Annotated in this window: 9 protein-coding genes and 1 CRISPR repeat array (1 of these 10 running past the window's edge); of the genes, 2 read left to right on the top strand and 7 right to left on the bottom strand. The window is 34.1% G+C overall.

What is annotated here, in order from left to right; all coding sequences use genetic code 11:
- Positions 1-4: 4 nt before the first annotated feature.
- Together NCCP28_RS07105 and NCCP28_RS07100 are read right to left on the bottom strand one after the other, a co-directional pair.
- Positions 5-1,234 carry a PTS sugar transporter subunit IIC gene (locus tag NCCP28_RS07105; protein WP_248560702.1) on the bottom strand — a complete coding sequence of 410 codons (1,230 nt, stop codon included), beginning with the start codon at positions 1,232-1,234 and terminating at the stop codon, positions 5-7.
- Between the two features lie 24 nt (positions 1,235-1,258).
- On the bottom strand, positions 1,259-1,570 hold the full coding sequence (locus tag NCCP28_RS07100) for a PTS sugar transporter subunit IIB (RefSeq protein ID WP_248560701.1): 312 nt from the start codon (positions 1,568-1,570) through the stop codon (positions 1,259-1,261).
- 169 nt (positions 1,571-1,739) lie between these two features.
- Here NCCP28_RS07100 and NCCP28_RS07095 point away from each other — a divergent pair, with 169 nt between their 5' ends.
- A complete protein-coding gene (locus NCCP28_RS07095) occupies positions 1,740-3,641 on the top strand; it encodes a BglG family transcription antiterminator (protein WP_248560700.1) in 1,902 nt (633 codons plus the stop codon).
- A gap of 147 nt (positions 3,642-3,788) precedes the next feature.
- On the opposite strand, the gene NCCP28_RS07090 is transcribed toward NCCP28_RS07095, so the two are convergent.
- Both NCCP28_RS07090 and NCCP28_RS07085 read right to left on the bottom strand, forming a co-directional pair.
- Positions 3,789-4,373, bottom strand: a complete 585-nt coding sequence (locus tag NCCP28_RS07090; RefSeq protein WP_248560699.1) for a DUF6241 domain-containing protein — start codon at positions 4,371-4,373, stop codon at positions 3,789-3,791.
- A gap of 261 nt (positions 4,374-4,634) precedes the next feature.
- Positions 4,635-5,633, bottom strand: coding sequence for an HNH endonuclease (locus tag NCCP28_RS07085; protein WP_248560698.1), 999 nt, complete (start codon positions 5,631-5,633; stop codon positions 4,635-4,637).
- 298 nt (positions 5,634-5,931) lie between these two features.
- On the opposite strand from NCCP28_RS07085, the gene NCCP28_RS07080 reads away from it, so the two are divergent.
- Positions 5,932-6,324: a (deoxy)nucleoside triphosphate pyrophosphohydrolase gene (locus NCCP28_RS07080; protein WP_248560697.1), complete on the top strand. Its 393-nt coding sequence runs from the start codon at positions 5,932-5,934 to the stop codon at positions 6,322-6,324.
- Positions 6,325-6,335: 11 nt separating this feature from the next.
- On the opposite strand, the gene NCCP28_RS07075 is transcribed toward NCCP28_RS07080, so the two are convergent.
- From NCCP28_RS07075 to NCCP28_RS07065, 3 genes are all read right to left on the bottom strand, one after another.
- Entirely contained in the window at positions 6,336-9,482 is a 3,147-nt protein-coding gene (locus NCCP28_RS07075; protein ID WP_248560696.1) for a DEAD/DEAH box helicase, read from the bottom strand.
- A gap of 107 nt (positions 9,483-9,589) precedes the next feature.
- Positions 9,590-9,886, bottom strand: coding sequence for a nucleotide pyrophosphohydrolase (locus tag NCCP28_RS07070; protein ID WP_248560695.1), 297 nt, complete (start codon positions 9,884-9,886; stop codon positions 9,590-9,592).
- An 11-nt stretch (positions 9,887-9,897) separates the two neighbouring features.
- Positions 9,898-11,844, bottom strand: coding sequence for a DUF2075 domain-containing protein (locus NCCP28_RS07065; RefSeq protein WP_248560694.1), 1,947 nt, complete (start codon positions 11,842-11,844; stop codon positions 9,898-9,900).
- Between the two features lie 292 nt (positions 11,845-12,136).
- Positions 12,137-13,223: a CRISPR direct-repeat array (repeat unit 32 nt; unit sequence ATTTCAATCCACGCACCCATATAGAGTGCGAC) (it continues 1,062 nt past the right edge of the window).

The raw sequence follows: 13,223 nt of genomic DNA, 5'->3' as shown, positions 1-13,223 counted from the left end.
ATAATTATTTTGTTTCTTTTAATTCATTTTCCATTTCTTGTTTCTCATACACTTTAAAAAATGGATACCAAATAAGAGTAGCTACAAGAACACATATCAGCATTAAAATAATTCCACTTATTGTTCCTGTTGTGACCCATGTTGCAATTGGAAAAGGCACATACCATAAATCAAAAACAATCTTTGGAATAGGAGCAAAAGGAATTACTTTTGTGCCGATCCAAATAATGATTGGCAATACAATTCCAATAATCCACATTGGCAGCATCATAATTGGATTCCATGCAATTGCTCCAAAAACGACTGGTTCATTAATATTGAAAATGCTTGGAGTAATGCTTGCTCGCCCAAGAGCTTTCAGTTTGGCATTTTTAGAAAAAGCTAACATGATTACTAAGGGCAGTGTACAGCCTATCCCGCCAACCCACAAATAAGCAGAAAAAATAGTTTCCGAAGTTACAAGGTTAGCAGCCCCAGCAGTGGCATTAGCAGTAATCGCCGCTAAAAAAACTGGTTTTGTTACAGGAGTAAGCACCCATGTTGAAATGCCCAGTGTATATAAAAAGCAAGTAATAAACATAATCAATGGAAAACCCCATGGTGACTCCATAATAGATGCTAATGGCATAAATATTCGCAAAATAGTATTATATAAATCAAATCCGACAATATCGACTACTAGCCAAGCTGCCACAAGAACAACTGCAATAGGAAGCATGGCATCAAACCATGCACGGACAAAATCCGGAATAACCGACTCTTCTTTAAAGAAAGAGAACCTTCCAAACAGCCCCATTATCCATCCGGCAAATACTCCTGCAACAATGGCGACAAACATGCCTCCTGCACCAAGTGATTCATGACTGAAACCAATTGCTTTATCTGCAATAACCTGGGGAGAAATAATAATCAAAAAGGTAATAAGACCGGTGCATCCAGCGATAAAGCGCTGTTTGCGCAAGCGTTTCTTTTCCATTAGGTTAAAAGGAATCAAAAAAGAAATTAAAAGAGACAGCATGCCCATTGTCCATCCGAATAATGCCCAAAAATTAGGATAGTTTTTAATATGAAATACATCTCCAGGAATGGTCAACAAACAGAATACAGAACCTAAAAAGATAAACGGAAGCAGCTGCATAATAGAATCCTTTAATGTCACTACCCAGACATTATGATTAATTTTGTTCATTTTAGGTGAGAAGTCATTTTCCAGCCAACCAATCAGTTTCTCCATATATGACAAACCTCGATTCGTAAATTATTTGAATTCCTTTAATAAATCCTCTATGGCTGCCTCTCCATCAAGAGTGGAATAATATGACGGCTTCATTAGTAAAACTTTTACATCAGCATCCCCTATATACTCCTCAATTTCATCTAAAATGTACGCTAAGTGAGGTCCGACCATTAAAGCATCGATTTCATCAATATAATTTTCGATTTCGGCTTCCCCTCTAGCTTTAATGCTAATATCTAGATTACGATTTGCTGCAGCTTTCCGAATATTTGACGCCATAAAACCAGAACTTGCCCCAGATCCGCATACTAATAATACGTTTAATTTTTTCATAATAAATCCTCCTCCCTTTATGATAACGCTATCATTTCTTACAATTAAAATATAATATGAATAGTAGCACCTTTCCAATATTCATTTACACTTAGGCGGTGCAAATGAATATTTTGGGAGTGCAAATACATAACAAATCACATTATTTCAATGAAATGAGGAGAGAGTAATGAATATTAAATACAGAGATATTCTTCGCTATCTAAGTAATCAAAATGGCTGGACTTCCTCGACCCAACTTGCCAATGCATTAGGCATTTCCAAAAGAAGTGTCAAAACATATATTGCTGATATTAATTCAATGGAGTTCGGTTTGATTGCTTCGTCCAATAAGGGGTATCAAGTGAACTTAAATAAATTAAACTTCTTTTTCGCATCCCTGAATAATGCCATTCCTCAATCACAAAAAGAACGAGCTGAATATCTTCTAAAATGCTTGGTTAATGCAGATAGTCCAGTAAGTATTTTTGATTTAAGCGAGGAATTATTTATCAGTGAAGTCACCTTAAAAGGCGATTTGCGGAAGGTCAAAAAACGTTTGAGCGACTATAATTTGGAACTGAAAATTTACGGAGACACTATACAAATTGTTGGCCAGGAAAAGAGCAAACGCAAATTAATGAGTTCCATCCTTTATAGTGAGACAAATGGCAATTTTCTAGATATAGATAAATTAAAGGCAGCTTTTGTGGGACATGATATCGATTATATTCGAGATGTGGTTGCTGAAGTTTTTTCCACTTATCATTATTTTACAAATGATTATTCCCTTACCAATATTATCCTTCATATTGCCATTGCCATTGATCGAATGAAAAATAGTTTTATTTATACACAGCAAATAGATAGAGAAGCCCATTTAGAAAAGGAATACAAAATCGCAAATGAAATCGCCAAAAGACTTGAAGTTCACTTTGGTGTGAAATACTCGGAAGGAGAAATGCTCGACCTTGCTTTCCTTATTTCCAGCAGCGGAACAAGCATCAACTTTATGCATCTGCAGCTATCTGATTTGCAAGATGTCGCAGGGCTAAGGTGCTTAAATTTAGTGGAGCGAATACTTGAAGATCTGCAGAACAATTATTATATTGTCATTGAAGATGCAGATGTTCTCGTGCGCTTGACACTCCATCTCAAAAATTTGCTTATGCGTTTGGAAAATAAATTTTCCAGCAAAAACCCGCTGACTGTTGCCATAAAGCAAAACTGCCCATCCATCTATGATTGTGCTGTTCATGTTTCCTATACCATTAAAGAAGAAACCGGATACACGATTAATGATGATGAAATAGCCTATATTGCCTTTCATTTAGGCTATGCTCTAGAAATGCAAAAGCAGGCCAATTCTAAAATTGCTTGCTCTATCCTTTTTCCTTTTTATTATAATTTCAACGTACACCTTATGGAAAAGTTAACCCAATATTTCGGTGAAGATCTGCTCATTCAGCATGTTGTAACAAATGAAAGTGATTTAGACTTTCTAAACAGCGATTTAATCATTTCAGCAGTACAACTTAATCTAGTGCCAAAAGTGCCATTTGTTTTGATTAACCCATTATTCTCAAACAACGATAAAAATAAAGTGGCAAATAAGATTAAAGAAATTAAAGAAACAAAGCAAAAAGAATTATTTAAGAAAAATCTTGAGACAATGATGGATGAACAACTGTTTAACATAGATCATTCCGTTAGGACAAAAGAGGAAACACTTAAAATGATGTGTAAAATTATGAATAAAAAAGAGTATGTGGATGCTAACTTTCTTGCAAACGTAATAGAAAGAGAAGCCATGTCCTCCACAGGATTTGGCCGTATCGCCATACCACATGCCATCAAAATGAATGCCAAAAAGACCGGGATGTTCGTTTTGATAAATGATAAGGGAATAAAGTGGAATGATTTAACAATAAATCTAGTCTTGCTTATATCTGTCAGCAAAGATGATCGAAGACTATTTCATGATGTATTTGATTCACTAGCAGCTATTCTGACCGAAGAAGGAAATGTTTCGCAAATTTTGACTGCGGGCGATTATCAGAAATTTGTGGACTTGCTTGTGGGATGTTATTGATAAAAGGAAATGTAGTTTCTCATGATGCACTAGACTTTTAAGTTAATGGCCGTTTAGCAAACTTAATAAAAATGCCTGGCCCCAAGTACATGAAAGTATTGCTGCACCCGTGGTCAGGCACTTATTAAAAATCAAAGAAAACAGGCCTCACTTGAGACCCAACATTCCATTTACTACATCTTCTTTATAGTTATTTTTTATAAACTCTTCTTCTTCTTCTTCGCTTAATATTCCATAAGCTTTGCCAATTGTTCCATCTTGCAATTTCCAAAAATAATTATGATCTTCATCTATCTCTTCAAAATTGTTATTTTTCCATTTACCCACTATATCTAATAGTTCTATTTTATGTTCAAAATCACTTTTTTCAATAATATCATACACTTGATTTACTGTATCTTCTAAAATAGGAACTGCTCCCCACTTTTCTTTTGCTTTTACTTTCTGATGTGTCATTTGATGCATAACCTGCACAACTTCATCTTCTGTTGACTGATCATTTAGTTTCGTATCGTATGTCACACCATCTATTTTACCAGTTTGTTCTTCTGATTCGTTTTTGCGCTCTTTCCCTGCAGATTCCTCTTGTTCATCAGTCTCTTTGGCCAACGCTGAGCTCACCACAGAATTCCCGCTGTTTTCCGGATTATATGTAGGAAGTATAGAGACCCCCCAGGCTAGTGAAGCAGCCAATAATATGGTTGATAAAGTGATAATTAATTCCTTTTTCATGCTAATCCCCCTTAGTCAGCTATGTACGCTTTAATGATTGATTATCTATGTTTCTTCTATTCTAACAAACCTTTTATTGGTAATAAAACCATAAGAATACAGAAAATCATGAAAAAGAGAAATAAATAAATGCCACTTGGATATTAGGTAAACTCCAAATGGTTTTATGTTTTAACTCGTAAGAAAAATATTATAACAAGCAATTTAAATTGTAGCGTTATTAATAAATCTAATTACTAAAATCATAAAAAATAAACTTTTCTACATACCAATATCCTTTGGTCTCCAAAAATCCGTATACCCATTATCAATGGAATAATGATACAAATCCGTCAGCTTTTTTCCGCTGTACACCTGCATATCCTGCCGAGTAATGAATTTTTTTTCTGCTAAAAAATGTTCATTTCGATCAATTAATGATGCTAAATATTGATCTTCTGCCAATTTATCATTTTTTGCAAGATTGCAAGTTTTACAGGAGATAACCAAGTTCCATATTTGATCTGCCTGAACAAAACTCCATGGAATAAAGTGATCTACATGTACAGATGTTTTCCTTTTAATTTCTTTTCCACAATAGAAACAGAAGCCATTATAAAAAGAAGATAAAAGTACATAAAATTGATTCAATGATGCTCGTTTAGAGACATTTTCTACTTTCATCAGCAGATTCTTTGTGTCCCCTTCTTCATTGAATTTCTCTAAAAATAATGCCAGCTGGTAATTCGTCAAATAGCTAAGTATTCGCTGAAATCGCTGCATAAATGAATAGAAGGCTGGATTAAATCTTATCCTTTCTTTTGTGTTATCAAAGTCATAAACTGTATGGTCTGTATCCCCATATAAAGCTCCCATCACGTTAATCTTGCATTTTCTTTTTACCTTTATAGTAACTTCTACTTGAACCTGGGGAGAAAGTTTATCAAATATAAGCGTTTCTGGAATCTGATATTTCGCCTGAATATCCATCAGTACCCTCTGTATCTCTGCTTTTTTCCCCTTCATATTAATTTGGTTTAGTTTATGGTGGATAACCAAATTCCAATATATCTTTGCAAAACTACTAAATAAACTAGAATAAGAAAGCTCGAGATGCTCATTCACATTATATAAATTCTCCAACATAGACTTTATCAGTACAAACTTATAAGTAGTTGAATTTCGAGATTTACTCGAAAAAATATAATTAAAATGCCCCCATATTTCCTTATCTGTTAAATATTCTGTCTTCATTTCCCCGACTTGCAGCTTAAAACTCATGCTTGTTCACCTATTTTCTATCTCTATCCTCTAGTAAGAATTAATCTAATCTCCTACTTCTAGATATCTAACATTTTAACTACTGCCTATATAAAACATGCAGTTAAGTTTTTCTTTATTCCTATTTTTAATAAAACTGCTCTTGTTTCCGCACTCCACATGCATGACTGTAGAAACATCTTATTAAAAATAATACATTATAAAAAGTCAGCAAAAATCAACTAAAGCATCCATTATATTTTCACTAAAAAATGCTATCATAATAATAACCCAAACACCCACAGGAGGCCCTAGCAAATTGAAAAAAACAATAAATGTCGTCGCAGCAATCATTGAAAATGACCAAAACGAAATACTATGTGCACTTCGCTCTCCACAAATGTCTCTTCCTAATAGATGGGAGTTCCCTGGTGGTAAAGTAGAAAAGGGGGAAAATATCTTTTCTGCTTTGGAACGAGAAATCCAAGAAGAGCTAGGATGCCAAATAAAAGCTAACGAATTATTTCACGAAAATACTCATGAATACGAAGCGTTTATTATTACTTTAATATGCATTAAAGCAAACATTATAGAGGGTACTCCCACTACTAGTGAACACTCGAAACTTATATGGCTAAAAAGGGAAAATCTTGACTCTCTAAACTGGGCACCTGCAGATATTCTTGCGGTTACTGCATTAATAAATGAATAAAAGATCTCTCTCTACAACACACTTTTATTAGCTCTAGGCACTAGATAAGCCGGCATCTCTTCCCTTAGTTCCCATACAAAACTAACTGGCTTACTTCCAGAATTTTTCACATAATCTACTGTTCCTAAAAAAACAAATGGAGAAGTATAACTATTCTCCTTTTTATATTCACGAACAAAAAGTGCGATCTGATGGTCATTTTTCCTGTGTGTGATGTATCTTTTTGCTGTTTCACTCGTTTCTGCTACTTTACTTTGTGTTTGCCAATGAAATAGTTTTTCGTTGATGGCATAGTCTTCGTAAAGAGTGGATGGTGAGAAATCTTTTTCTGATTTATTTAATGTTGTGAAAAAGATATCCATATTTTTTTCTTTTAAATGTTTTACTCCTTCTCGGAATGCTGGACTGCTTTTTTCATTGTAATAGCCCATTGCGGCTAAAACTTGAGTTGTTGTATATTTGCTGTGCACTCCTAAAGGACAAGGAAAGGGTAAATCGTTTTCGATTTCAATTGTTTCTAAAGAGTTGTATAGGTAATGTAAGATTTCTAATAATTCAGTTCTATATTCAGCTATTTGTATGATTTGTTGAATTCCTTCCTCTATTGAAGAGAATCCTTGTTTTTCTGGATGGCCTTGATAGAAGGTATAATAAAACATGGCTAGCATTAATTTATCTTCTTCACCACTTATAGTTCCTTCCTTTATATAATGAAGTAGAAACTTTAATAATTTCGGTGAATTCAAATGAAAAAAATGTGGTAATCTACTTTTAATAAATTTTTCATTTTCGATTTCTACCGCCTCTATTAATCCTGCGGCTACTTTCATTTGATAAAAACTTCGATCACCATTTTTTCCATATAGATCATATAAAGTGAAATGATGATGCTGTAGGAAATTACTTAATGTAAGTTCTAAACCAGTATCTTCGGTGAAAAATTTGATCTTGTTTACCAAATTTACTTTTGTTAAGGCACTGCTTTTTATATTTCGTAATATATATTCTTTTGCTTGCTTTTCTAATTGGATAAAACTACCTTTTGGAAGGTTAAAAAATCCATTTTCTACATAATGTCGAACGGAATGTTTTGTTTTCCCGATAAGTGCGCGGAATTTTTCTTCAAAATTATAGTTTTGATGTGCTTGACCAACAAAATCTAAAACAGTTAAACAGTCTTTTCCCTCAGACAAACGCAAGCCTCTCCCTAATTGCTGTAGGAAAACAGTTAAGGATTCAGTTGGTCGGAGAAAAAGAATGGTATTCACTTCTGGTATATCAATCCCTTCATTATATAAATCTACAACAAAAATAAATTTGATTTCTCCACTCACTAATTTTGCTTGTGCTTCTTTTCGTATTTGGCTATCCACATTTCCATATAAAGCTAAAGAAGGGATTCCTGCATTACTAAAAAACGCTGCCATATATTTTGCATGTGCTATCGAGACACAAAATCCTAATCCTTTAACATCCCCTATATCAGTCACATATTTATGAATACTATTTATTATTTGATTGCTTCTTTTATCATTTGATGTGTAGATATTTTCTAATTCTTTTATCTCATAGCCTCTTCTACTCCACTTTAATTTCGATAGATCCACATCATCACTTACACAGAAATATTGAAATGGACTCAGTAATTTTTGATTAATCGCCTCTGTTAATCGCATTTCAGCAGCAATTGCATCATCAAAATAGGTTAGAATATTCTTTCCATCCATTCGTTCTGGTGTTGCTGTTAATCCTAGTAATACTTTCGGTTGATAATGTGCTAATAATTTTTGATAAGATTCTGCAGCTGCATGGTGAAACTCATCAACAATAATAAAATCATAAAAATCACTTGTTGTGTGTTTATGCATTTTTTTACTATTAAAGCTTTGAATACTTATAAATAAATGATCTAATGAGTGGGCCTGATTATTCCCCACTAAAAGATTTCCAAAGTTTGCATCCTTTAACACATAACGAAATGTATCACGACTTTGCTTTAATATTTCTTCTCGATGTGCAACAAATAAAAGTCGAGCTGGTTTATTTCTTTGATAATATCTTTTATAATCAAATGCCGAAATAACTGTTTTTCCAACACCTGTTGCAGCCACTAATAAATTTTTATAACGGCCATATGTTTCCCGCTCAACTTGTAGTTTTTCTAATATTTCCTTTTGATAGAAATATGGTTGAATATCAAATACAAACTGAAAATCATTTGTTTGATCTTTCTTTTTTAACAAAGCTAGCTTTAATCGTTCTTGATCTTCTTTCTTTTCTGGATTGAATGGTTGGAATTCTCGATCATTCCAATAGCTTTCAAATGTTGCTTCAAACTTTTTTACAATATCAAATGAATCCTTTTCTGTTACTTTTATATTCCACTCTAAGCCAGATGTTAATGCTGGATTAGATAGATTAGAAGAACCAATATATGCGGTACTAAACCCTGTATCTCGTTTAAAAAGATAGGCTTTTGCATGCAATCTTGTTCGTTCAATATCATAGGAAATCTTAATTTTTGTATTTGTTAATTTACTTAATTCTTCTACCGCTTTATAATCGGTTGCTTCCATATAGGATGTTGTGATTACTTGTAGTTGCCCACCATTATCAGTAAACTGCCGTAACTCTTCGATGATACAACGTAATCCGCTCCATTTTATAAAAGAAACAAGCATATGTATGATATTAGAAGAAAGAATCTCCCGTTTTAATTCTTCTAGCATGCTAGGTTCATAGTTAGAACCAGTAAATAACGAACTTTCTGAAATAGGTGTTACAGGCCGAATAATCTCTTGTTTTTTAATGCTTTTTATACTATTAATCTTTGAATAAAGATGTGTAAGTACCTCTCCTTCTTCTGCAATTTTTAAAGAAACAAATTCTTCCTCCTCTAATTTCTCACTTAAAGTCTGAATCATATCATTGCATGTTTGAATTTGCTGCAGCAACGCTTCTCGATCATCCTTTACCTGTTCCCTTACATACATTAACGCTCTTCTCGTTACAAGAGAAATATAGGATGCTAATATTTTACGGGCTTCTTCTACATCCATTGGTTCTTTGCCTATATCATTTGTTTCGGCATTAATCATACCAAGTTCATCTTTAAGATTTTCGTTGATTATTTGTTCATAAATTCCTTCTTTAAGCACTCATGTCACTCCTTAGAGGTTATTACTTCTTTTCCTATTAATTATAGGTAAAATTATACAACAAAAGATGCACCAATAATGGTACATCTCTATGAAATACTAATTATTTACTCCCCCACCGGATACTTCTCCCGATTCTTCACCATCTTCGCCAACGCTTCCTTCTCTAAATCAATCCCTAATTTATCCGCCAACTGAATCAGATAAATTAGCACATCGGCCATTTCTTCCTTTATATTTTGCATGTCTTTTTCTTTTGCTTCTTCGCTTGATTTCCATTGAAAGTTTTCTAATAGTTCGCTTGCTTCTAATACAATCGAAATAGCTAAGTCTTTTTCATCATGGTATTGTTTCCAGTTTCGTTCGTCTCGGAATGCTAGTATATCTTTTATTAATGCTTTCATTGTTTTGTCTCCTATTCATATCGTGTTGAATCTTCTGCAACTTGTTCAATTGATTTAAAAAATTCATTTTCTTTATATTGTATATTGCTTAAGTTATGTCTTTCTTTGAGATAGTTTGCTAATTCTGCATCAGTGCAATAAACAAAGCAGCCTTTTTGTCCTCTTGTCATAAGTGTTCTATATGTATTGCGGATAATTTCATCAGCTAGTTTTTCTGCTTTTTCTTGTTCTTCTTTTAACATCTTTTTTAAGCCTTTTAATGATTGATCTGTTTTTGCCCGTGCTGTATGGTCTGTAAGAATTATATCGTTTTCAACTTTTAAATCGTCTCCAATAATAACTCCAGCATAATCAAATTCCAGCCCTTGGCATGTATGAATGCAGCCTGCTTCTTTTACAGAATGTTCATCAATTGCCCAAGCTTCTGTATTGCCTAAATTCCAGCTCATTTTAAAATCATGTTCCGGTATTTCAATATCATAAATAGTCGGATTGTTTTTCCCTTCTTTTATCCAATTCCAACAGTAGCCTGCGACCATTCTTGCTTTATTATTCACTTTATTTAGCTTTTCAATTTCTGCACGTAATTCATTCGGATTGTCGTAAACACGAAAGTCATACTGGCTTCCTATAAAATTACTATTTGCTGTTTTACGAATCTGCAGGACATCATCTAGCCATGCTAAGTAGCCATTCGAACCATTGCAGCGAAATTGGGATTCCAATTTCATTATATGAATATCTGCTCCTGCTTTTTTCGCATACTTTTTTATTTCGCCGATTGTTCCGGAGTCCTTTAAAGTAACCTTTTGTCGCTCATCTATAAAGAAAATGGAAAACTTGCTTGCATGAATAATTTCTTTTGTTTGATTTTCTCCAAGGTTTTGAAACATACCAGACTTTTCATTTAATCGATGGGCTTCATCCACAATCAGTACATCTAGTTCATTTTTTTCTGCATTTATGTAGCTGCCAGATCCTTTAAATAAGTTATCAATATGGCCTCTGCGAAAGTCTTGTTTTAGTTTTCTTGCGTAGACATTACGAGGTGCGGAATTTTTGGTAACATACTGGCACACCATATTTTGCCCCGTTAACTCTACCATTAAATTAATCGCAAGCACGGATTTTCCAGTACCAGGCCCTCCTTCTACAAGTAATACTTGTTTCGTACCGGTGCGAATCGCTTCCTTTGCCAAAAATAAAGCTTCCTCGTAAACCACCTTCTGCTCATCAATCATTACAAATTCTTGATTTCCCTTTAGCATTTTATTTAAAGAGTCTTGCAGGGATTTAGATGGTCTTATTTTTCCCTTCTCTATCTTATAAAGATTTTCTTTATTATCGCCAACTTGTATATATCGTTTGATAAATTCTCGCAGTCTTTTTGCTTCTCCTTTTTTAAAAACAGGAGCCTTCTTTACATAATAATCATAAATGCTGTCTGTTAGTGGATCTTGATCTCCTTGATTTATATAATTGTGTAAATATGCACATGGGGAAAATTGCATATCATTATTCTGGGCATTTTCATTATAATCTCCTATTAACGATGCATAAGACCATGCTTGATAGGATGGATGAGTCATTTCTCTAATCCCCTTATTAATCATTGTCTTCACAATTGCTTCTTTCCCTTTTACTGCCTCAACCTTTTCCCATTGCTTTAATTCCACAATGACAACAGAGTTTTTATCCTCTTTTTTTCCTGATAAAAGAAAATCTACTCGTTTGGATGTATGGGGAATTCGAAATTCTATTGCTACACCCGTATCGTCTGGAATTTCCTCATCATGCAGGATGCGATACATGTATTGCATAGAATTATCCCATGCTCGAACTTCACGCTCATTAATTTTCCCAATCTTAGAGTGATAGTTTGCGCAAATATTATTTACTAGTTCATCGTTAAAAACATCCTGCAGAAATTCTGATTTTGTAGCTTCATAGACTATCATTATACTTTTTCCTTTATTTTTATATTTTTGATAGGACCATTTCTTTTACTAAACAAATTTATTTAAATTAATCAACTGTCTCTATACTTATTTTACCATCTATTTATGACTCCAGTTAAACAAATCCATTCCTTTTGATATTTTTCAGGAAATAAATAGAATATCACCTTTTCTCTAATACATTAGAACAAAATAATAAAAGAATAGAGTTCCACAATATATCAATTGGGGAAAATAAAATGCAGCACAACTTAAAAAGGGGTCTGACCCTAAATTTCACACCATTTTCAGTATTTCGATCCACGCACCCATATAGAGTGCGACGGAAAAATTGTGTGGTTTGGTCAAGATGGTTCTATTTCAATCCACGCACCCATATAGAGTGCGACTTATTATTTTTTGCACATAGATGATATGTTGTATCAATTTCAATCCACGCACCCATATAGAGTGCGACCTCAGTAGTATAAGTTCTCTATCATCTAATTCAGATTTCAATCCACGCACCCATATAGAGTGCGACCTTTCGCGGGAGTATATTTCAAATCGCACAACATATATTTCAATCCACGCACCCATATAGAGTGCGACACATTCACAGATGACACTTTATCTAATAAACGGTATTTCAATCCACGCACCCATATAGAGTGCGACACTTTCTTTGAATTGTTTAGCAACTAAAGGCATATTTCAATCCACGCACCCATATAGAGTGCGACATTTAATAGATGATCATACTCCAGTCATTATAACGATTTCAATCCACGCACCCATATAGAGTGCGACATTTAATAGATGATCATACTCCAGTCATTATAACGATTTCAATCCACGCACCCATATAGAGTGCGACGTGTACTCTTTCCGTGTTTCTTTACTAACATTAGAAATTTCAATCCACGCACCCATATAGAGTGCGACTAGATTGCTAAGTATTGCTTGTGTTTCTCGGTGAGATTTCAATCCACGCACCCATATAGAGTGCGACTGTACAGTTTGTCCAGCATATAGATTAATAAGGCCTATTTCAATCCACGCACCCATATAGAGTGCGACCCTACTGTGCTGCCAATATTGTTTATATTAAGCAATTTCAATCCACGCACCCATATAGAGTGCGACGCAAATGGTTTAGCTGCAAATTGCGCCTGATTATTTCAATCCACGCACCCATATAGAGTGCGACAGCAAATTCATCTGTACAATAAAATCCTTCTTTATTTCAATCCACGCACCCATATAGAGTGCGACTATTTTCATTGTACCCTCTATTCATAGCTTCTTGATTTCAATCCACGCACCCATATAGAGTGCGACTTCCGCAACCAGTAGTTATCAAAGAAAGTAATATTTCAATCCACGCACCCATATAGAGT

The organism is Niallia sp. NCCP-28, assembly GCF_023168165.1.
Lineage (GTDB): Bacteria > Bacillota > Bacilli > Bacillales > Cytobacillaceae > Niallia.
Note: the sequence above shows the minus strand (reverse complement) of the source record. Positions and strands in the feature narration are given on the sequence as shown.